The sequence below is a fragment of the Stenotrophomonas sp. P5_A9 genome (assembly GCF_056400525.1).
Genome location: NZ_JBFULC010000003.1, coordinates 44,740 through 66,195, shown reverse-complemented (window position 1 = coordinate 66,195; position 21,456 = coordinate 44,740). Strand labels below are relative to the sequence as shown.

General features: G+C 67.5%; 17 protein-coding genes. 9 read left to right on the top strand and 8 right to left on the bottom strand.

Annotated features, from left to right (window positions below; translation table 11 throughout):
- Window position 1 precedes the first annotated feature (1 nt).
- On the top strand, window positions 2-1,135 hold the full coding sequence (locus tag AC1DR7_RS01660; RefSeq protein WP_457318878.1) for a fatty acid desaturase family protein: 1,134 nt from the start codon (window positions 2-4) through the stop codon (window positions 1,133-1,135).
- Between the two features lie 16 nt (window positions 1,136-1,151).
- Here the strand turns inward: AC1DR7_RS01660 and AC1DR7_RS01655 are convergent, their stop codons facing one another.
- Window positions 1,152-2,282, bottom strand: a complete 1,131-nt coding sequence (locus AC1DR7_RS01655; protein WP_457318877.1) for a metallophosphoesterase — start codon at window positions 2,280-2,282, stop codon at window positions 1,152-1,154.
- 129 nt (window positions 2,283-2,411) lie between these two features.
- Entirely contained in the window at window positions 2,412-3,836 is a 1,425-nt protein-coding gene (locus AC1DR7_RS01650; protein WP_457318876.1) for a GGDEF domain-containing protein, read from the bottom strand.
- A gap of 148 nt (window positions 3,837-3,984) precedes the next feature.
- On the opposite strand from AC1DR7_RS01650, the gene AC1DR7_RS01645 reads away from it, so the two are divergent.
- The 3 genes from AC1DR7_RS01645 to AC1DR7_RS01635 all read left to right on the top strand — a co-directional run bounded on the left by AC1DR7_RS01645 (window position 3,985) and on the right by AC1DR7_RS01635 (window position 8,220).
- Window positions 3,985-5,001 carry a cation diffusion facilitator family transporter gene (locus tag AC1DR7_RS01645; RefSeq protein ID WP_478052672.1) on the top strand — a complete coding sequence of 339 codons (1,017 nt, stop codon included), beginning with the start codon at window positions 3,985-3,987 and terminating at the stop codon, window positions 4,999-5,001.
- A gap of 99 nt (window positions 5,002-5,100) precedes the next feature.
- The gene (gene gpmA, locus AC1DR7_RS01640) at window positions 5,101-5,850 is read left to right on the top strand and encodes a 2,3-diphosphoglycerate-dependent phosphoglycerate mutase (RefSeq protein WP_256776457.1); all 750 of its coding nucleotides are present in this window, start codon (window positions 5,101-5,103) and stop codon (window positions 5,848-5,850) included.
- A 273-nt stretch (window positions 5,851-6,123) separates the two neighbouring features.
- Entirely contained in the window at window positions 6,124-8,220 is a 2,097-nt protein-coding gene (locus AC1DR7_RS01635; RefSeq protein ID WP_478076372.1) for a M13 family metallopeptidase, read from the top strand.
- Window positions 8,221-8,369: 149 nt separating this feature from the next.
- Here AC1DR7_RS01635 and AC1DR7_RS01630 read toward each other — a convergent pair whose 3' ends face one another.
- From AC1DR7_RS01630 to AC1DR7_RS01605, 6 genes are all read right to left on the bottom strand, one after another.
- Window positions 8,370-8,948 carry a hypothetical protein gene (locus AC1DR7_RS01630; RefSeq protein ID WP_457319860.1) on the bottom strand — a complete coding sequence of 193 codons (579 nt, stop codon included), beginning with the start codon at window positions 8,946-8,948 and terminating at the stop codon, window positions 8,370-8,372.
- 78 nt (window positions 8,949-9,026) lie between these two features.
- The gene (locus AC1DR7_RS01625) at window positions 9,027-9,632 is read right to left on the bottom strand and encodes an HD-GYP domain-containing protein (protein WP_457319862.1); all 606 of its coding nucleotides are present in this window, start codon (window positions 9,630-9,632) and stop codon (window positions 9,027-9,029) included.
- Between the two features lie 53 nt (window positions 9,633-9,685).
- Window positions 9,686-10,207, bottom strand: coding sequence for a hypothetical protein (locus tag AC1DR7_RS01620; protein ID WP_256776461.1), 522 nt, complete (start codon window positions 10,205-10,207; stop codon window positions 9,686-9,688).
- Window positions 10,208-10,294: 87 nt separating this feature from the next.
- Window positions 10,295-13,762 (bottom strand): transcription-repair coupling factor, encoded by a 3,468-nt coding sequence (gene mfd, locus AC1DR7_RS01615; protein WP_457319864.1) that lies wholly within the window; start codon window positions 13,760-13,762, stop codon window positions 10,295-10,297.
- A gap of 405 nt (window positions 13,763-14,167) precedes the next feature.
- The gene (locus AC1DR7_RS01610; RefSeq protein WP_038689569.1) at window positions 14,168-14,713 is read right to left on the bottom strand and encodes a GNAT family N-acetyltransferase; all 546 of its coding nucleotides are present in this window, start codon (window positions 14,711-14,713) and stop codon (window positions 14,168-14,170) included.
- 95 nt (window positions 14,714-14,808) lie between these two features.
- The gene (locus AC1DR7_RS01605; protein ID WP_256776464.1) at window positions 14,809-15,666 is read right to left on the bottom strand and encodes a 23S rRNA (adenine(2030)-N(6))-methyltransferase RlmJ; all 858 of its coding nucleotides are present in this window, start codon (window positions 15,664-15,666) and stop codon (window positions 14,809-14,811) included.
- A 45-nt stretch (window positions 15,667-15,711) separates the two neighbouring features.
- Between AC1DR7_RS01605 and creB the strand changes: the two genes are divergently transcribed.
- From creB to AC1DR7_RS01580, 5 genes are all read left to right on the top strand, one after another.
- Window positions 15,712-16,401 (top strand): two-component system response regulator CreB, encoded by a 690-nt coding sequence (gene creB, locus AC1DR7_RS01600; RefSeq protein WP_256776465.1) that lies wholly within the window; start codon window positions 15,712-15,714, stop codon window positions 16,399-16,401.
- Between the two features lie 3 nt (window positions 16,402-16,404).
- Window positions 16,405-17,865, top strand: coding sequence for a two-component system sensor histidine kinase CreC (creC, locus tag AC1DR7_RS01595; RefSeq protein WP_478051798.1), 1,461 nt, complete (start codon window positions 16,405-16,407; stop codon window positions 17,863-17,865).
- A 99-nt stretch (window positions 17,866-17,964) separates the two neighbouring features.
- Complete coding sequence (creD, locus tag AC1DR7_RS01590; protein ID WP_457319548.1) at window positions 17,965-19,284, top strand: cell envelope integrity protein CreD; 1,320 nt, start codon at window positions 17,965-17,967, stop codon at window positions 19,282-19,284.
- A gap of 10 nt (window positions 19,285-19,294) precedes the next feature.
- Window positions 19,295-19,705: a hypothetical protein gene (locus AC1DR7_RS01585; protein WP_256776469.1), complete on the top strand. Its 411-nt coding sequence runs from the start codon at window positions 19,295-19,297 to the stop codon at window positions 19,703-19,705.
- 99 nt (window positions 19,706-19,804) lie between these two features.
- Window positions 19,805-21,406 (top strand): M20/M25/M40 family metallo-hydrolase, encoded by a 1,602-nt coding sequence (locus tag AC1DR7_RS01580; protein WP_478052677.1) that lies wholly within the window; start codon window positions 19,805-19,807, stop codon window positions 21,404-21,406.
- Window positions 21,407-21,456: the final 50 nt, after the last annotated feature.

Here is a 21,456-nt window from a genome sequence, read left to right as displayed (position 1 = left end):
CATGTCTTCCGTCCAGAACCGCGCGCTTTCCGCCGCTGAACTGCACGCCTTCGGCGATGAACTCGATGCGCTGCGTGCGCGCCAGCTGGCCACGCTGGGGGCCGCCGACGCGCGTTACATCCGCCGCGTGGTGGCCGGCGTGCGCTGGACCGGCGTGGCCGGCCGCGCGCTGCTGTTCCTCGGTGCCTTCGTGCACAGCGTGCTGATCCCGGCGTGGATCGCCGGCGTGGCGCTGCTGGCGCTGTCCAAGATCCTGGAAAACATGGAGCTGGCGCACAACGTCATCCACGGCCAGTACGACTGGATGGGCGACCCGCAGCTGCAGGGCAGCACCTACGAGTGGGACATCGTCGGCACTGCCGACAACTGGCGCAAGACGCACAATTTCCGCCACCACACCTACACCAACGTGCGCGGGCTGGACGACGACATCGGCTATGGCCTGTTGCGGATTTTCCCCGAGCAGCGCTGGCGCCCGTTCTACCTGACCCAGCCGGTGGTGGCGGTGGTGTTCGCGCTGCTGTTCGAATGGGGCATCGCCATCCAGGACCTGCGCGTGGGCCGCTGGTTCGCCGGCAAGATCACCTTCCGCCAGCTGCTGGCACAGGCGCGCCCGGTGGGCCGCAAGATGGGCAAGCAGATGTTCAAGGACTACCTGCTGTTCCCCGCGCTGGCCGGCCCGTTCTTCCTGCCGGTGCTGCTGGGCAACGTGGTGGCCAACCTGATCCGCAACGTGTGGACCTACGTGATCATCTTCTGCGGCCACTTCACCGCCGATGCCGAGACCTTCCCCAAGGAATGCGTGCGCGATGAAAGCCGCGGCCACTGGTATCTGCGCCAGCTGCGTGGCTCATCCAACCTGACCGGTGGCAAGCTGATGAACGTCATGTCGGGCAACCTCAGCCACCAGATCGAACACCACTTCTTCCCGGACATCCCGGCCAACCGTTACGCCGATATCGCCGTGGAAGTGAAGGCGATCTGCACGCGTTACGGCCAGCACTACAACACCGGCTCGCTGCCGAAACAGTTCGGCCAGGTGATGTGGCGGATCGTGCGCCACGCCTTCCCGAGCAAGCCGGGGCGGGTGCGCGCGCTGCCGGCCGGCGCCCGGCCGCAGGTACAGCAGGGCTGAGCCGGTGGACGACGGCTCAGTCGTCGTCCACTTCCATCCTGCCTTCGGCCAAGGGCACGCGTGTGCCGTCCAGCAGGCCGCGGCTGAGTGTGCCGTTCTCGATGAACAGCAGCTCGCCGTTCTCGCCCTTCTTGATGCTGCTGTCGATGGCGATGATGCGGTCACCGTGGAAGCTGCTCACGTGCGGCATCGAGGTATGGCCGACCACGATGCGCTTGAGCTGCAACTGTTCGAGCAGTGCCTGCACCTGGGCGGTATCCATGCGTCCATCGAAGTAGCCGCGGTACCAGATCGGGCTGGTCTTGCCGTCGAACAGGCGCGCGCTGTCCGGCGCGGCCTTGACCTGCTCACGTGGCAGCCCGACCGAGGCCTGGTAGGTGGCGTTGGTGGCGTCCATGGCGCGCACTAGGTCGAGGTTCTCCGGGGCGATGCCGCCGTGCAGGAACAGCGTGTCGCCGATCTTCAGCAGCACCGGACGGGTGCGCAGCCATTGGCCGATCACCGAATCGGCGCCGTACAGCGCCGGATACGAACGATCCAGCAGCTGCGCACTCCTGAGGTACTTCGGGTTGACGTAGCGCAGGTCGTCGTACAACACCATCGTCTCGTGGTTGCCGAGCACGAAGTGCACCGCGCCACCGGCCGCGCTGGCCTGCTGCTGCAGGCCGTAGAGCAGCCAGAACGCCTCGGTCACCTGCGGCCCACGGTCGAACACATCGCCGGCCACCACCAGCGTGGCATCGCCGAGGGCCCAGTGGTCCTGCGCATCGATGACATGGTGGGCGCGCAGCAGCGTCACCAGCAGCCCGTACTGGCCATGGATGTCCGACAACGCGACGATGCGCGGCGTGGCCGGGTACTGCGCGACCTCGGCGGTGCGTGGCGGCAGCACACTCACCTCGTGCGGGTAACCGCATTCGGGCGCGACCACGGTGACCTCGCCGCGCGCTGGCAGATCGCGGCGGACCACGTGGTCGTTGCACACCCACTGCGCCTGCAGGCCCGTGTCGGTGCGGAACACGTACGGGCCATCGGCCTCCACGTGCTCGGCCGGTTGCGGCACGTCGCGGGCCGTGGCGGAGGCGCTCAGCAACAGGGCCGAGCACAGCAGGGCGCACGGCAGGTGCGATGAAGGGCGGGACGGCATCGACAGGTTCCTTGGGCAGCGGCAACGACGCAGGCCAATGCCCGCGTCGTGATCCTACGCCGCCCGCGCCGCGCCCGGCATGCGCCGTTGGTACCGGTCGATGTGCCGCAACAGGCGGCTCGTGCCGACTCAGCCGCGCTGCAGTGCCTGTCGCTCCGGTGCATCGGGCAGGTCGTCGCTGGCCAACACCACGCGGTTGCGGCCGCGCTTCTTGGCCTGGTACATCGCCGCATCGGCGCGGGCCATCAGCCGCTCGTAGTCCGGGTGGCCATCGTGGGCGGCCACGCCGATGCTGGCGGTCAGCGCCAGGGTGCTGCCGTTGGCCAGCGGCGCCGGTGTCTGCGCGATCTGCCGGCGCAGGTTCTCGGCGATCACCTCGGCCTGCGCGGCATTGGCGGCCACCAGCACCACCACGAACTCTTCGCCGCCATAGCGGAACAGGTAGTCGCTGCCGCGGGTGAGCTGGCCCAGCAGCGCGGCCACATGCTGCAGGGCGCGATCGCCGCCGTCGTGGCCGTGGGTGTCGTTGATCGCCTTGAAGTGATCCAGATCCAGCAGCAGCACCGAGAACGGCGTGTGCGCCGAGTTGGCCAGTTCGATCTCGCGACGCAGCACCGTGGGCAGGAAGCGGCGGTTGAGCAGGTTGGTCAGTGCGTCGCTGCCGGCATCGAGCTCGCCGATGCGCTCGAACAGCATGCTCATCAGGGTGCGGATACGCGCGAGCTGCTCGCGGATGCCCTGCAGCGCGCTGAAGCGCGTCGTCAGGTCTGCGCGCGCGAGCGCAGCATGCAGTTGCGCGTCCACGCGTGCGATCAACGCACCTACCTGCGCCGTCTCGCTGCTCTCGCCAAAACTGGGGATGCCCTTGTGGGTGAACCACAGGCCGAATTCGGAATGGGCCAGGTCCACGGTATCGGCATCGGTGGCCTGGCTGGCGATGGCGTACAGCAGTGCGTTTTCCCAATCCAGCAGCAAGGCGCGCTGGCGTTCGCGTTCGGTGCTCACGTTCTGCACCAGCGAGAACAGCCGGTAGGCCGCATCGGTGCGCGAGGAACGCTCGCGTGCATGGGTATAGGCCAGGGTCATGCCTTCCAGCGCGATATCCACCGAGGCGCTCAGGCAGCGGATCGCTTCGAAGGCGATGGCGCTGCTGGGAGCGTGCGCCACGATGCGCTCGAACAGGCGTTGCTTGAGCACGCGCGCGCCACGGGTGACCAGGTCCACCGGAATGCCCACCCGCGCATGCACATCGCCGATCACCCGCTGCGCGGCCACCAGCGCCGGGATGCTGTCGATGGTGGCGGTCAGCAGTTGCGTCAGCCAACGCTGCATGGCCGGTTTCAGGCGCAGGCGCACCTGGTCGTGGGACAGAAAGCGGCTGGCGCGCGGGTCCTCCAGCAGCACGTCATAGAAGTGATGGGCCAGGTCCGGCGGCGACTGTGCGGCCAGCTCGGCCAGCAGTGCGGCAGCGTCGGCGCCGGTCGCCAGCAGGGTCTGCTGCCAGGCATCGGCCAGCGGACGGCTGGCCTCATCCAGGTTTGGAACGATATCCACGATGATTGCTCTTCCCGCCACAGGGGCCGTCGAACCTTAGCGGCCGCCTGCGGTTGTAATGAAGTTACAGACTGAACGCCAGCCCAAGTGTAATAGTCTCCGCGCGATACCCTGCTTAACCTGCGCACATTGTTCTGGAGACACCTTCATGGGTCACGACCACGATCACCTGCCCAGCGAAATCCGCCACGAAAAACCACTTTGGTGGGCACTCGGCCTCACCACTACCTTCCTGGTGGTGGAAGTGGTGGGTGCGTTCTGGACCAACAGCCTGGCGCTGTTGTCCGATGCCGCGCACATGGCCACCGACACCCTGGCGCTGATGATCGCGCTGGTCGCGGTGCGGCTGAGCCGGCGCCCGCCCGATGCCAAGCGCACCTACGGCTACGCACGGCTGGAGGCACTCGGCGCGATGATCAACGGCGGCATGCTCTTCGTGGTGGCCGCCTACATCCTGTGGGAGGCGGTGGCGCGTTTCCGCCAGCCGCAGGAAATCGCCTCCACCGGCATGCTGGTGATCGCCGCGATCGGCTTGGGCATCAACCTGATCTCCATGCGCCTGCTGCGTGCCGGCAGTGGCGAAAGCCTCAACGTAAAGGGCGCTTACCTGGAAGTGTGGGCCGACATGCTTGGCTCGGTCGCGGTGATCATCGGCGCGCTGTTGATCCGCTGGACGGGCTGGAAGCCGATCGATCCGATCCTGGCCGTGCTGATCGGCCTGTGGGTGCTGCCGCGCACCTGGGTGCTGCTGCGCGAGGCGATCAATGTGCTGCTCGAAGGCGTGCCCAAGGGCACCGACCTCAACGCCGTGCGCACCGCGCTGGGCGCGCAGCCCGGCGTGGTCGACGTGCATGACCTGCATGTGTGGGCGCTGGCCTCCAGCACGCCAGCGCTGACCGCGCATGTGGTGATGGCCGACGCGGTGGATGCCGACCGCCTGCGGCGCACGTTGACCGCCACGCTGCACGACCAGTTCGGCATCGAACATGTGACCCTGCAGATCGAGGCGGATCATTGCGGCGACAGCTGCAGCGTCGGCAGCCCCAAGGCCGCCGACGCGCATGCCGGCCACGATCACGACGATGGGCATGACCACCTCGCGCGGGACGACCGCCGCCGCGCGCATCCGGATGCGCAGGGCCATCACGGCCATCCGCATCCCTGAACCGGCGCGCCGGCCGACGCTGCGGCCATCGCCGTGCAGGGCGGGGCAGGCTTGCCGCTACAATGCGGGTCTGCCTTGCCATCTGTCGGAGATACTGCAGTGACCCGGAAACTCGTACTGTTGCGCCACGGCCAGAGCCAGTGGAACCTGGACAACCGCTTCACCGGTTGGGTGGACGTTGAGCTGACCGAACAGGGCCGCCGCGAGGCCGCCGCTGCCGGCCGCCTGATGCGTGAAGAAGGGCTGCAGTTCGATGTCGCGCATACCTCGGTGCTCAAGCGCGCCATCCACACCCTGCAGGGTGCCCTGGCCGAGCTGGACCAGGACTGGCTGCCGGTCAGCAAGAGCTGGCGCTTGAACGAGCGTCACTACGGTGGCCTGCAGGGCCTGGACAAGGCCGAGACCGCGGCCAAGCACGGCGAGGACCAGGTCAAGATCTGGCGCCGCTCCTACGACATCCCGCCGCCGGCGATGGACGTCGAAGACCCGGGCCATCCGATCCACGACCGCCGCTACGCCGGCCTGGACCGCAACGCGCTGCCGGGCACCGAATCGCTGGCCACCACGCTGGATCGCGTGCTGCCGTACTGGTTCGATGCGATCGCCCCGCAGCTCAAGGACGGCAAGACCGTGCTGGTCACCGCCCACGGCAACTCGCTGCGCGCGCTGTACAAGTACCTCAACCACGTCTCGCAGGAGGCCATCCTGGAGCTCAACATCCCGACCGGCATTCCGTTGCTGTTCGAGTTGAACGATGACCTGAGCGTGCAGTCGTTCCGCTACCTGGGCGATCCGGAAGCCGCGCGCAAGGCCGCCGAAGCAGTGGCGAACCAGGGCAAAGCGAAGTAACCCCGAAAGGCCGGCACAAACCGGCCTTTTTGCTGGTAGAGCCACCCCATGGGTGGCTGCCCCACGATGCCGGATGCCGCGCAGCCACGCATGGCGTGGCTCTACCGCGGTGCCGGACGCCGCGCGGCCACGCGTGGTGGTTCCACTGTGGTGTCGGCCAATCACCCAGCCGGCCGGTGTGACCTTTGGCCGGTCCCCCACCGCGCCGGCCGCGCTACGCTGCTTGATTGCCCGTCATCCGGGCGATGTATCCATCTGTAGCCGGAGAGTCGAATGAAGTTTTCCAAGCTGGTCCCGCTGGGCCTGACCGTCGCCATCGCCGCCTCGCTGGCGTCGTGTGGCAAGACCGATACCGCGCCTGCCGCGACTGCCGACGCGGCCAAGCCCGCCTTTGACACGTCGCAGATCAAGACCCCGCTGATCTCGCTCAACAGCGCCGACCTGGACCCGTCCATCTCTGCCTGTACCGACCTCAACGGCTTCGTCAACAGCAAGTGGCTCAAGGCCAACCCGGTTCCCAACGACCAGACCACCTGGGGCAGCTTCGAAATCCTGCGCGAGCGCTCGCTGGAAGTGCAGCACGCGCTGGTCCAGCAGGCCGCCGCCAGCACGCCGAAGGCTGGCTCGGTGGAAGCCAAGATCGGCGACATCTGGAAGACCGGTTCGGACGAGGCCAAGATCGAAGCGGCCGGCATCACCCCGCTGCAGCCGCAGCTGGACAAGATCGCCGCACTGAACGACACCGCCGCCATTACCCGGTACCTGCGCGGCAGCCAGGCGCAGGGCCAGGGCGTGCTGTTCTCGCTGTTCGCCAATGCCGATTACAAGGACTCGGGCAACGTCATCGCCTATGTCGGCCAGGGCGGCCTCGGCCTGCCGGAGAAGGGCTATTACTTCGACGCGTCGCAGGCCAAGATCCGCGATGCCTACGTGGCCTACATCGCGCAGGTGCTGACCCTGTCCGGCGTGGATGCCGAGCAGGCCAAGACCCAGGCCAAGGCCGTGCTGGACTTCGAAACCCGCCTGGCCAAGGCGTCGCTGTCGCGCATCGAACTGCGCGATCCGGCCAAGCGCTACAACCCGGTCAGCGCCGCCGAGGCGGACAAGCTCACCCCGAACTTCAGCTGGACCGCGCTGTTTGACACCCTGAAGGTGCCGGCCGCGCAGAAGTTCTCGCTGGCCCAGCCGGCGTTCTTCGGTGAAGTGGACAAGATGCTGGCCGACGTGCCGGCCGCCACCTGGCAGGCCTACCTGCGTTTCCACACCATCGATGACGCCTCGCCGTACCTGAGCAGCGCGTATGAGAAGGCCAACTTCGACTTCTACAGCACCACCCTGCGCGGCCAGAAGGAAATGCAGCCGCGCTGGAAGCGCGTGCTGGAATCGGTCAACGGCGCGATCGGCGAAGGCCTCGGCCAGCTGTACGTGAACGCGGTGTTCCCGGCCGACGCCAAGGTGCAGATGCAGCACCTGGTGGAGAACCTCTCGGTGGCGCTGAAGGCGCGCCTGGAAAAGCTGGAGTGGATGGGCGAAGACACCCGCAAGAAGGCGCTGGAAAAGTGGGCCAGCTTCACCCCGAAGATCGGTTACCCGGACAAGTGGCGTGACTGGTCGGGTTTTGAAACCAATGCCGACAGCTACCTGGGCAACATGCAGGCCGCGCGCGCGTTCAACTACCGCTACATGTTGAACAAGATCGGCAAGCCGGTGGACAAGACCGAGTGGGGCATGACCCCGCAGACCGTCAACGCCTACTACAACGCGACCAAGAACGAGATCGTGTTCCCGGCGGCGATCCTGYAGGCGCCGTTCTTCGACGCCAAGGCCGATCCGGCCTTGAATTACGGCGGCATCGGCGCGGTGATCGGCCATGAAATGATGCACGGCTATGACGACTCGGGCAGCCAGTTCGCCGCCAACGGCAACTTCGACAACTGGTGGACCGACAGCGACCGTAAGGCCTTCACCGGCCGCACCGACCAGCTGGTGGCGCAGTTCGACGGGTACGAGTCGCTGCCGGGCGTGAAGGTGAAGGGCAAGCTGACCCTGGGCGAGAACATCGGCGACCTGGGCGGTCTGACCGTGGCCTACGACGCGCTGCAGATGGCGTTGAAGGAAGACCCCAAGGCCAACGTGGCCGTGGACGGTCACAGCCAGGACCAGCGCTTCTTCATGAACTGGGCCACCGTGTGGCGCCGCAACTTCAACGAAGGCGAGCTGCGCGTGCGTCTGAACACCGACCCGCACGCCCCGGCCAACTTCCGCGCCAACGGCGCACCGTCGAACATGCCGGCCTACGCGCAAGCGTTCGAGTGCAAGCCCGGTGATGCGATGGTGCGCGCCGACGACAAGCGTGTCGTGATCTGGTGATCGCACGCGGTTGAGTGAAACGAAAAACCCGGCGCAAGCCGGGTTTTTTGTGCCCTCGGACGTCGCCGGGCTTCATCGAACGCGTCGGTAAGATCGGCGGTCGGCGACATCGGACCCACCCGAACCCGTGCCCAGCTACGCAAACGGCTTCAGTCAGCGCACTTCAGATAGGTCTTGCGCGTGTTCTTCCACGCCGCCGCCGGATCGAAACCCGCCACCAACCCGCCGCCCTTGCCGGTGAACGCGGCCATGCCGTGGCTCATCATGTAAGTGGGCGTATAGCTCGGCGGCGCCAGTGTTTTGGTGATGCCACACAGTTCAGCCACGTAAGCCTGCGGATCGGCCATGCGCTGGGCCAGCGCAGCATTGAAACGCGCCAGCTGCGCTTCATCCACGCTGTCGGCCACGCCGGCCTTCAACGCGCTGTAGGCGTCGTGGGCGCTGGTGTCGGCGACGCGTTGCTTGTCAAAGTGCGCAAACACGCCGGCCATGGTGAACAGGTCGGCGGCGTCGCGGTCGCGTCCGGCCTGCAGGCAGCGCGGCAACGCGGCCATCTGGTCGACGGGAGAGTCGGCAGGGGTGATGTCCTTCAATGCCGTGCACGGCAGTTGCCGGCTCGGCTGCAGGTTGCCGGTGGTGTCGTGGCGGGTCACCTGGGCTTGGGCCAGCAGTGGCAGTGCCAGCAGCAGAATGCCCAGCGCGGCGGTAAGGGGGGCGTTTCCTTGCATGCGATGCGTCCTTGTCGATTGAAACGGGGAGCCGACAGCGTCGCGCGCGGCAGCCCCCAATGCAAGCCCACGCGCCGCTCAGGCGAGCGCCGGCTCGCGTCGCAGCAGTGCCTGGAAAGCGCTCAACAGGTACGGATCGACCAGGCCGCCGGCGGCCTCCTCGAGAATGCGCATCACCTGCTCGCGGTCCATCGCATCGCGGTAGGGGCGGTCGCTGGTCATCGCATCCCAGGCGTCTACGAGGGTCAGGATGCGTGCGCCGAGCGGTATCGCTTCGCCACGCAGGCCATCGGGATAGCCGCTGCCGTCGAAGGCTTCATGGTGCGCGCGGATCAGTTGCGCCACGTCGGCAGCATCGCTGCGGCCGGTAGCCAGGAAAATGCGTTCGCCGTGCAGGGGGTGCTGGCGCATGATCGCCTGCTCGGCATCGTCGTGGCGGCCGCTGCTGAGCAGCACGTCGTCGGGGATGCCGATCTTGCCGATATCGTGGAAGCAGGCGGCCAGCCCGATCCGGTCGCAGTGCGCCGGGTCCAGTCCGCAGTGGCGGGCCAGCGAGGTGGCCAGCAGACCGACGCGGTCGCAGTGGCGGCGGGTGTAGGCATCGCGCAGTTGCAGTGACAGCGACAGCGCATCGATGGAGCAGGCCAGCGCGTGGCTGGGGTGCAGCGGGGAGGAATCGGTCACGGGAACTTCTTGCTGCGTCTCCCGGCGGCGGCTGCCGCCGGGAGACGGTGGAATCAATGCCGCTGCAGCTGGATGCCGTGCTTCTTGGCGTACGCGTCCTGGGCCGCGTCCAGGGCCTGCATTTCACCGTCGATCCGGTTGCCCACGGCCTGCAGCTTCTCGGCCAGCGGCATGATCTGCGCCTTGTCGTAGCCTTCCGGCAGCGCGGCCATTTCCAGCAGGATGGCGAACATTTCATCCGAGCTCTGCACGTAGGTGCGCAGCTTCTGGTGCACGTCCTTGGCATCGTCGGCCGGCGGCATCTGGTCGATCATGGCCAGGTACTGCTTCATCTCCGCGCGTGCACCTTCCAGGCCGGACTTGAACGTGGCCAGGCCCTTGCCTTGGCCCAGTGCCTTCTGCAGTTCTTCGCCGCGCGGGCCGATGGTCCACTGCTGCACGGTGGTGGCGGTGCCGTTCCACAGGGCGACGTTTTCGGTGAGGTATTCGCTGGCGGTCATGCCGCTGCCGCCGCCGCTGCAGGCGGTGAGCAGGGCCAGGCCGGCGGCCAGCAGCAGGGTGTGGAATCGTTTCAAAGCAACTCTCCTTGTCGCGGGCAATGAGCAGGGAAGACCCTCCGGCCCGCAGAAGCGGAGGGTCACAGGGGAATCAGTTGTAGAGCGTCAGCGCGGCGACAGCGTCAGCAGCAACGCCTTGGCGGCGCTGAAGCGATCTTCGGGCAACGGCAGCGGGTGCTTGATGCGCAGCTTGTCCGGGCCGTCCATCGTGTACAGCTTGGGCTGCTTCTGGATCATCTGGATCACCGCCATCGGATCGATCGTCGGCTTGGCTTCGAACACGATGCGACCGCCGTTTTCACCCAGCTCCAGCTTGCGCACGCCCAGCGTGTTGGCCTGCAGCTTGAGTTCGGCGATTGCGAACAGGTGCTTGGCCGGATCCGGCAGCAGGCCGAAGCGGTCGATCATCTCCACCTGCAGTTCGCGCAGTGCATCGGTATCGCGCGCGCTGCTGATGCGCTTGTACAGGGTCAGGCGGGTATGCACGTCGGGCAGGTAGTCGTCCGGGATCAGCGCGGGCACGTGCAGCTCCACCTCGGCACCGCGCGCTTCTTCGCCGGCATCCAGGTCGGGCAGCTTGCCCAGGCGGATGCTGCGGACCGCGCGTTCGAGCAGCTCGGTGTACAGGCTGAAACCGACCTCGGCCATCTGTCCGCTCTGGTCCTCGCCGAGCAGTTCGCCGGCGCCGCGGATTTCCAGATCGTGGGTGGCCAGGGTGAAACCGGCACCGAGCTCGTCCATCGAGGCGATCGCGTCCAGGCGCTTTTCCGCGTCCGGGGTCATCGCCCGCTTGTCCGGCACCACCAGGTAGGCATAGGCGCGGTGGTGCGAGCGACCGACGCGGCCACGCAGCTGGTGCAGCTGGGCCAGGCCGAAGCGGTCGGCGCGGTTGATGATGATGGTATTGGCGTTGGGAATGTCGATGCCCGATTCGATGATCGTGGTCGACAGCAGCACGTTGTAACGCTGCTTCTGGAAGTCCAGCATCACCCGCTCCAGCTCGCGCTCGGGCATCTGCCCGTGGGCGATGCCGATGCGTGCTTCAGGCACCAGTTCGGCCAGGTCACGCTGCATGCGGCCGATGCTTTCCACATCGTTGTGCAGGAAGTACAGCTGGCCACCACGGGCCAGTTCGCGCTGGAACGCCTCACGCAGCAACGCGTTGTCCCAGGCGGTGATGAAGGTCTGCACTGCCAGCCGGTTCGGCGGCGGGGTGGCGATGATCGACAGGTCGCGCAGCCCGGCCATGGCCATGTTCAAGGTGCGCGGGATCGGAGTGGCGGTGAGGGTCAGCAGGTGCACGTTGGCACGCATCGCCTTCAGTGCCTCCTTCTGGCGCACGCCGAAGCGCTGCTCCTCGTCCACCACCACCAGGCCCAGGTCCTTGAACTTCACGTCCGGCTGCAGCAGGCGGTGGGTACCGATGATGACGTCGATGGTACCGGCGGCCACCTTCTCCAGCTCGGCCTTGATTTCCTTGGTGCTCTTGAAGCGTGACAGCACTTCCACGCGCAGCGGCCAATCGGCGAAGCGGTCGCGGAAGTTGCGGTAATGCTGTTCGGCCAGCAGCGTGGTCGGCACCAGCACCGCGACCTGCTTGCCCGCACTGGCGGCGGCGAACGCGGCGCGCACGGCCACTTCGGTCTTGCCGAAGCCGACATCGCCGCAGACCACCCGGTCCATCGGCTGGCTGCTGGCAAGATCGCGCAGCGTGGCATCGATCGCGGCGAGCTGGTCGGGGGTTTCCTCGAACGGGAAGCCGGCCGCGAACGGTTCGTACATCGAACGGTCCACATGCAGCGCCAGCCCGGCACGCGCGCGGCGGCGGGCCTGGATTTCCAGTAGTTCGGCGGCCACGTCGCGGACTTTTTCGGCCGCCTTGCGCTTGGCCTTGGTCCATTGCTCGCCACCGAGCGAATGCAGCGGCGCGGTTTCGGCCGAGGCACCGGAGTAGCGGCTGATCAGGTGCAGCTGGGCGACCGGTACGTACAGGCGGTCGCCCTTGGCGTATTCGATTTCCAGGAATTCGCCGGGCATGCCGCCCGCATCGAGCACGATCAGGCCGCGGTAGCGGCCCACGCCGTGGTCTTCATGGACGATCGGCGCGCCTTCGGTCAGCTCGCCCAGGTCGCGGATGATCGCTTCCGGTTCGCGGCCGACCCGGCGGCTGCGACGGGTGGTGCCGGCGCGCTCGGGGAACAACTGGCGCTCGGTCAGCACCGCGATCTGCGGCGCATCCAGTGCGAAGCCGTCTTCCAGTGGCGCCACGGTGATCGCAAAGCGCGTCTTGGCATCGGCCAGGAACGTCGGCAGATCAACCGCTACCGGCGGCTTCAGTTCGGCTGCCAGCAGCACTTCCAGCAACGCCTCGCGGCGGCCGGGCGAATCGGCGGCGATCAGCACCCGGCCCGGGTAATGGCCGATGAAGGACTTGAGCGCTTCGCCGGCCGGTGCGTCACGCGCGGCCACCGGCAGCGGCGGCAACGGCTGGTCGCCCAGCGGCTGCGCGTCGGCGATGCGCGGGTGGTCGGCGTTCCAGATCTCGATGCGCGGCAGTGCATTGAGCTTGGCGCTCAGCGCCTCCGGGCTGAGGTACAGCTCCGAAGGCGCCAGCAGCGGCCGCTCCACGTCATGGCGGCGCTGTTCGTAGCGGTTGCCGGTCTGCGCCCAGAAGGCCGCCGCGGCGTCGCCCACGCCCACGCCGACCAGCGGCAGCACGTTCGGCTGCAGGTAGTCGAACAGCGTGGCGGTCTGGTCGAAGAACAGTGGCAGGTAATACTCGACGCCGGCCGGGGCCAGCCCGGCCTTGAGATCCTGGTACAGCGCGCTGCGCCGGGTATCCACGTCGAAGCGCTCACGCAGGGTGGCCAGCACCCGCGACACGCTCAGGTCGTCCAGCGGCACTTCACGACCGGGCAGCATCCGCACCGCGTCGACCTTGTCCAGCGAGCGCTGGCTTTCAGGGTCGAAGGCGCGGATCGAATCGATGTCCTCGTCCAGCAGCTCGATCCGCAGTGGCGCCTCGGCGCCCATCGGGAACACATCGAGCAGGCCGCCACGCACGGCGAAATCGCCCGGGTCCATCACCTGCGGCACGTTGCGGTAGGCGGCGGCCTCCAGGCGGCGCTTCTCCGCGTCCAGGTCCAGGCGCTGGCCGACCTTCAGGTCGAAGCTGCCACCGACGATGTACTTGAGCGGGGCCAGCTGCTGCAGCAGCGTCTGCACCGGCACCACCACGATGCCGCGCTTGAGCGAGGGCAACTGGTGCAGCGCGGCCAGGCGCTGGGAAATGATGTCCGGGTGCGGGCTGAAGGCGTCGTAGGGCAGGGTTTCCCAATCCGGGAACACCACCACCGGCAGGTCCGAGGCGCCGCCCAGCAGCGTGCGCAGGTCGGCTTCGATCTGGTTGGCGGTATGGTTGTCGCGCGCGATGAACAGCAGCGGCCCGTCATGGACCTCGGCCGCACGGGCGACGTACCACGCCAGCGCAGTGGCCGAAGCGGGAGCGCGCCACCAGGCGCGGAGCTGACCGGAACGTGGCAGCGGCGGTGCGGGATAGGAGGTGCGTGACATGAACCGGCGATTTTAGCAGACCGCGCGGTCAGGACCGTGTCAGCCCGTGGTGTTGCCGCTGGGCCTGCGCATCGCTCCGCTCACCGTTGCCCGTCCGGTGGCACAGCCCGGTAGGTACCGGCCGCTGGCCGGCACGCGCGCAAAAACCGTAGGTACCGGCCGCTGGCCGCCACGCGCGCAAGAACCGTAGGTGCCGGCCGTTGCCCGGTACGCGCGCAAAAACCGTAGGTACCGGCCGCTGGCCGGCACGCGCGCAAGAACCGTAGGTACCGGCCGCTGGCCGGTACGCGCGCAAAAACCGTAGGTGCCGGCCCTTGGCCGGCACGCGCGCGAGAACCGTAGGTGCCGGCCGTTGGCCGGCACGCGCGCAAGAACCGTAGGTGCCGGCCGTTGGCCGGCACGCCGTCAGCTATCGAGCTCTAAAACCATGCGCACCAGGCCAGGCGTGCCCTGCGGATGCGGCACCGGCTTGAAGCCCAGCGAAGCAGCCAGCTGCTTCATCGGCTCGTTCTCTTCGGCGACGTCGCCGTACAACCGGTCCAGGTACTTGCCACGCGCCCACTTGACCAGCTTGCGCATCAGCTGCCGGCCCAGGCCCTGGCCGACCAGGAACCGGCTGACCAGGATGGCGTACTCGGCCTCGCGGGTGCCCTGGATGATCGAGGCCCGCGCCACCGCTCCGACAACGGCTTCACCGGCGGGCAGGGACTCGGCCGCGACCAGGGTGATTTCGCTCTTGGGATTGGGGTGGGTCAGGCGCTGGGTGGTTTCCGGCGACAGCTCGGTCACCGACTGCAGGAAACGGTCACGGATCTCCTCCGGCCCGAACAGGCTGAAGGCGGCGTGCAGTGGTGCCCCGTCTTCGGGGCGGATCGGGCGGATCAGCAGCTCGTGGCCACTGGGTGCCTTGAAAATCTCGTGCCAGGGCGGCATGCGGTTACGGGTAGCCATACCGGTGATTCCTAGGTGGTCTTCGGATTCTCGCATCCCCGGGGGCGGGTTCCGTGAACGGAACGCTCACGCCGTTCAGGGAGGCGCAGGGGCGCTCATTCGGCCTGTTTGAGCCACTGCAGGCGCGTGCTGGCGCCGGCTTCGCCGAGGAACTGCTTCAGCACCGGCATTGCCGGGGCCAACGCCTGGTCAAACTGCCACGGCGGGTTGAGCAGCAGCATGCCGCTGCCGTTGAGCCGCAGCGGCGAATCGTCCGGGCGCACCAGCAGTTCCACGGTCAGCACCGACTTCACCGGCAGCGCGCAGGCCTTGCGCAGGAAATGCAGGATGGTGCGGCGCTGCTTGATCGGGAACCAGATCGCAAAGCTCGCCTGCGGCCAACGGCCCAGGATCTCGGTCACCGAGGCCAGGATGGCCTGGTACTCGGCGTCCTGTCCTTCGTAGGGCGGGTCGATCAGGACCAGCCCGCGGCCGATCTTCACGCCGTTGGCCTTGGGCGGCAGCAGCTTCCTGTTCTGGGCATAGCCATCGGCGTGGTACACGCCCACCCGGCTGTCATGGGCGAACAGCGCCTTCAGCGAGGCCACTTCGTCGTCCTGCACCTCGCAGACCGCCATGCGGTCCTGCTCGCGCAGGGTCTGGGCGGTCAGCAGCGGCGAGCCGGGGTAGCTGATCATCGCCCCGACCGGGTTGTCGGCCTGGACCGCCTTGAGGTAGCGCTCGACCACCGCCGGCAGCGAGGGCTGGGCCATCAGCCGCATCACCCCGTCCTCGGCTTCCAGCGTCTTGCGGCTTTCCTCGCTGGCCAGCAGGTAGCGGCCGGCGCCGCCGTGGGTGTCCAGCACGAAGAACGGGCTGTCCTTGCGCTTGAAGGTGTCGAGCAGGGCAAGCTGCACGATGTGCTTGAGCACATCGGCGTGGTTGCCGGCATGGAAGGCGTGGCGGTAATTCATCGGCGCAGTGTACGGGGCGGCGGGCCCAGCGGCTATGCTGCGCGCATGAACCGCCCCCTGCACAACGTCCTGGTCGTCGAAGACGAAACCGCCATCGCCGACACCGTGCTGTACGCGCTGCGCAGCGAGGGCTATGGCGCCCAGCACTGCCTGCTCGGCGGTGGCGCGCTGGAAGCGCTGCGCCAGCAGGCCTTCGACGTGGTGGTGCTGGACGTGGGGCTGCCGGACATGAGCGGGTTCGAGGTCTGCCGCAGCCTGCGCACCTTCAGCGAGGTGCCGGTGATCTTCCTGACCGCGCGCAACGACGAGTTCGACCGCGTGCTGGGCCTGGAGCTGGGCGCGGACGACTACATGGCCAAGCCGTTCTCGCCGCGCGAGCTGGTCGCCCGGGTGCGCGCGCGGTTGCGCCGTAGCGGTACGTCGGTCGAGCAGGGTGGGTGGCAACAGCACGGCCGCTTCGCCATCGACCGCGAGGGCCGCCGTATCCGCTTCGCCGAGCAGCCACTGGAGCTGACCCGCTACGAGTACGCGCTGATGGCCGCGCTGCTGCAGCGCCCTGGCGCCATCCTCAGCCGCGCGCAATTGATGGACCGGGGCTGGGACACCGACGCCGACAGCGCTGATCGCACGGTGGATACCCACGTCAAGACGCTGCGCGCCAAGCTGCGCGCCGCCGGTGCCGACCCTGATCCGATCCGCACCCACCGCGGGCTCGGCTACGCGCTGGAGGTCTGAGCGATGCGGCTTGGCCTCAAGCTGTTCCTCGGCTTCTTCCTGATCGTGGGCATCGCCGCGTTCTTCGTGATGCGCATCTTTGTCAACGAAGTGAAGCCCGGCGTTCGCCAGGCGATGGAGTCGACGTTGGTCGACGCGGCCAATGTGCTGGCCGAGATGGCCGCCGCCGACGTCAAGGCCGGCACGATCCGCAACGGCACCTTCGTGGCCAACCTGGCCCGTGCGCAGCGCCGCGACCCCAAGGCGATGGTGTGGCGTTTCCCCAAGCGCACGCTCGACTACCAGGTGACCATCACCGATGCCAGGGGCATCGTGATCTACGACTCCACCGGCCAGGGCGTCGGCCGCGACAACTCGCGCTGGAATGATGTCTACCGCACCCTGCGTGGTGAATATGGCGCACGCTCCAGTCCGGAAACCCCGGGCGATGACACCCACTCGGTGATGCACGTGGCCGCGCCGATCCACGATCCGGCCGATGCCAAGCGCCTGATCGGCGTGCTCAGCCTGGCCCAGCCCAACCGCAGCATCGACCCGTTCATTGCGGCCAGCCAGCGCGCCATCATGAAACGCGGGGCGTGGTTGATCGGCTTGTCGGCGCTGATCGGGCTGCTGATGACCGCCTGGCTGATGCACGGGGTCAACCGGCTCAACCGGTATGCCAAGGCGGTCAGTGCCGGCGAACCGGTGCCCCCGCCCAAACCGCGTCGCGACGAGATCGGCGACCTCGGCCAGGCGCTGGAAACCATGCGACGCAAGCTGGAAGGCAAGGCCTACGTCGAGCAGTACGTGCAGTCGCTGACGCACGAAATGAAGAGCCCGCTGGCCGCCATCCGCGGCGCGGCCGAACTGCTGCAGGAGCCGCTGCCCGATGCCGACCGCGTGCACTTCGCGCGCAGCATCCAGGGCCAGGAACAGCGCCTGACCGAAACCATCGACAAGCTGCTGGCACTGGCCGAAGTGGAACAGCACGGGTGGCTGCAGAAGCGCGAGCCGATCGACCTGGGCGTGCTGCTGGGCACCGCCGCCGACGCGGTAGCCATGCGTGCGCAGTCCGTCGCGGTACGCGTGGACGTGGAGGTGCCCGACGGGTTGGTGATCCAGGGCGATGGCTACCTGCTCCGCCAGGCGCTGAACAACCTGTTGGAGAACGCGCTGGCCTTCTCCAGCGCCGAGGCCTGCGTGCAGCTCAGTGCGGCGCGCGATGGCCAAGGCGTGGTCCTGCGCGTGGCCGATCGCGGCAGCGGCGTGCCGGACTACGCGCTGGAGCGGGTGTTCGAGCGGTTCTATTCGCTGGCGCGCCCGGCCACCGGTCTGCGCAGTTCCGGGCTGGGGCTGTCCTTCGTGCAGGAGGTAGCGCGCCTGCATGGTGGGCGTGCCCAGTTGCGCAACCGCGAAGGCGGCGGTGCCATCGCCTCGTTGTGGCTGCCGTGGCGCGACCCGGCCGCGCCGATCCGGCGCTGAGCCCCGGCGGGCCGCGCACTTCACACAGACTTCAAACTCAGCACAAACCCCGCACACCGCCACCTCCGAAGCTGGCCCCCTCCCAACCGAGGACGGGCCATGAAATCCCTGAAGATGCTGTTGCGGTTCGCCATTGTCGGCGGGCTGATCCTGTTGCTGCTGATCCCACTGATGATGATCAAGGGCGTGATCAGCGAGCGCGAGGCCTACCGTAACGAGGCGTATCTGCGCGTATCGCAGAGCCGCGCGGGTGCGCAGACCCTGACCGGCCCGGTGCGCGTGGTGCCGTGGACCGAGACCCGTGAAGTGGAAGTGGTCGACGCGGCCGGCAACAAAACCAAGAGCGTACAGACCGAGCAGAGCTACTGGCTGCAAATGCCGTCCAGACTGCAGGTCGATGGCCGGATGCAACCGGACGAGCGCCGTATCGGCCTGTTCCGTGTGCCGGTGTACAGCTGGAACGCGAAGATCACCGCCGAGTTCACCGACGACGATTACCCGATCAAGGAAGGCCGCGTGTACGGCACGCCGTACCTGGCGGTGGGTATCGCCGACGTGCGCGGACTGGTCGGCTCGCCCAAGCTGCAGGTCGACGGCGCGGCGCTGACCCTGCAGCCGGGCATTGGCGAGGTCACCGGAATGGGCAAGGGCCTGCACGTGCCGCTGCGTGGCTTTGAAAACAATGCTGGCGGCGTACTCAAGGCCAGCACGCTGGAACTGGCGCTGGTGCTCGATGGCACCCGCTCGCTGGCGGTGGTGCCGGTGGGCGATGACAGCCGCATCTCGATCCAGTCGCCGTGGCCGCATCCCTCGTTCGGCGGCAGCTTCCTGCCCAACCAGCGCACCATCGGCGAGAAGGGCTTCGAGGCACAGTGGGCGGTGTCGTCGCTGGCCTCCCAGGCACAGCGCCAGCTGCGCGAGAGCAAGGACGTCGAGCCGGAGACGGTCAGCGTCGAGCTGGTCAACCCGGTGGACATCTACACCCAGGCCGATCGCGCCAGCAAGTACGGCATCCTCTTCATCCTGCTCACCTTCGTCGGCTTCATCCTGTTCGAGCTGATCAAGCGGCTGCGCATCCACCCGTTGCAGTACCTGATGGTGGGCCTGGCGCTGGCGATCTTCTTCCTGCTGCTGCTGAGCCTGTCCGAGCACATTCCGTTCTGGTTGGCCTACGTGGTTTCGGCGGTGGCCTGCATCGGCATACAGGCGGTGTACCTGTCCGGCGCATTGAAGAGCTGGGTACGCGGGCTGGGCTTTGCCGGCATGCTCACCGTGCTGTACGGCGCGCTGTACGGCCTGTTGATCTCGGAGAACAACGCGCTGCTGATGGGGTCGCTGCTGCTGTTCGGCGTGCTGGCCACGGCGATGTGGATCACCCGCAAGATCGACTGGTACGAAGTCGGTGCGAGCCTGAAGTAAGGAGTACGACATGAGCTGGCGCCAAGGGTTGCGRCAACGCGCGGGGCAGGGCATTCCCGCGCTGCTGGAAGTGGATGCACTGCTGCAGGCCAGTGGCGTGCTGGCGGCCTTGCCGGGGGCGCGGATCGCCCCCGGCCTGGTCCGCTTCAAGCTGGCCGAGCGCACCTGCGAAGGGGTGCAGCGCCAGGGACTGGCGTGGTTGTCCGGGGCGCGGCAGGGACGCGGCGCGCTGGGCGGACGGGTGCCGCGCTACCGGGAGTGGAAGGCCGGCAGCGCGGCATTGACCGAGATCGGCATCGATGGCCTGCCAGCGGATTGGCCGGCACACGCAGCGGTATTCGGCTGCACCAGCGTCGATCGCCGCCACTGGTTGTTGCTGTTGCCGGCACACGCACAGCTGTGGCTGGGCTGGAATGGTTGAGCGCGTTCCCGCATGCATGACCGATGGGACGGGGGCACGGCGCGCGTGCTGGCTAGACTCAAGGCCTTGACGAGTGATGCCGAAAGGCCGGGGTACGACGTGCTGAAGTGGGGCGTGCTGGCGATAGCGCTGGCGATGGGTGGCAATGCAATGGCGCAGCAGCGTGAGGCGGTAGACCTGGACATGGTCAGCCGTATCCGCCAGGAAGCCTTCCATCGCTCGCAGGTCATGGCCACCTTCAGCCACCTCACCGAACGGATCGGCCCGCGCCTGACCAATTCGCCGGCCATGAGCGAAGCCAACCGCTGGAGCCGCGGCAAGTTCACCGAATGGGGCCTGGTCAACGTCCGCGACGAAGGCTTCGACGCCTTTGGTCGGGGCTGGGAGTTCAGCAGCGCCACCGTGGAAATGCTCAGCCCGCGCGTGGCGCCGTTGTACGCGCTGCCCAAGGCGTGGACGCCGGGTACCAACGGCACCGTCGAAGGCGAGGTGGTCAAGGTCGACATCAAGAAGATCGCCGACCTGGAGCAGTACAAGGGCAAGCTGACCGGCAAGATCCTGCTGCTCAACGACGCACGCGACTACGCGCGCGCCAGTCAGTCCGATTCGCACCGTCACGATGATGCCGGGCTGGCCGAGCTGCAGGTGTTCGCGGTGCCCAAGGACGTGGCCGACGCCAAGGCGGACCGCGCGAAAAAGGCCAAGGAGTACCTGGAGAAGCAGGAACTCGCGCGGGCCACCAACGCCTTTTTCGCCGAGCAGGGCGTGCTGGCCACGATCAGCATCAGTGGCTGGGACAACGGCATCATCCGCGTGGGTGGCGGCGGCTCGCGCAAGGCCGGCGAACCGGTCGGCGTGCCTGAGCTGGCGATGATGGCCGAGCACTACAACCCGCTGGTGCGTGCGGTCGAGCAGAAGCAGCCGGTCAAACTGCGGGTCAACGTGGAGGCGCGATTCACCGATGCCCAGGACCAGCCGGGCTACAACACGCTGGCCGAGATCCGGGGCAGCAGCAAGGCCGATGAGATCGTCATGCTCGGCGCGCACATGGATTCCTGGCATACCGGCACCGGTGCGGCCGACAACGCCGCTGGCGTGGCGGTGATGATGGAAGCCATGCGCATCCTCAAGGCGGTGGGCGCCAAGCCCAGGCGCACCATCCGCGTGGCGTTGTGGAGCGGTGAAGAGCAGGGGCTGGTCGGTTCGCAGGACCATGTGTCCCGGCATTTCGCCCGCTACCCCGAACCGACCGACCCGGCGCAGAAACTGCTGCCGGCTTCGATGCGCGAACCGACCGGCGCGCTGCAGCGCCAGCGCGATTACGACAAATTCTCGGTGTACTTCAACATGGACAACGGCTCGGGCCGCTTCCGCGGCATCTATGCGCAGGAAAACCTAGCGGCGGTGTCGATCTTCGAGGCCTGGCTGGCCCCGTTCCACGACATCGGCGCCACCACCGTGGCCACCCGCAACACCGGCAGCACCGACCACATCGCCTTCGACCGGGTCGGCCTGCCCGGCTTCCAGTTCATCCAGGACCGGCTGGACTACTTCACCAACGTCCACCACAGCAACCTGGACACCTGGGACCACGCCGAGCCGGAGGATCTGAAGCAGGCGGCGGCGATCGTGGCGTCCTTCGTCTACAACGCGGCGATGCGCGAGGAAAAGATGCCGCGCAAGCCGTTGCTGGCGCCCTGAGCGGGGTGGGGCGCGGGCTGCCATGGGGGCCGCCTGCGCCAAGCGTGACG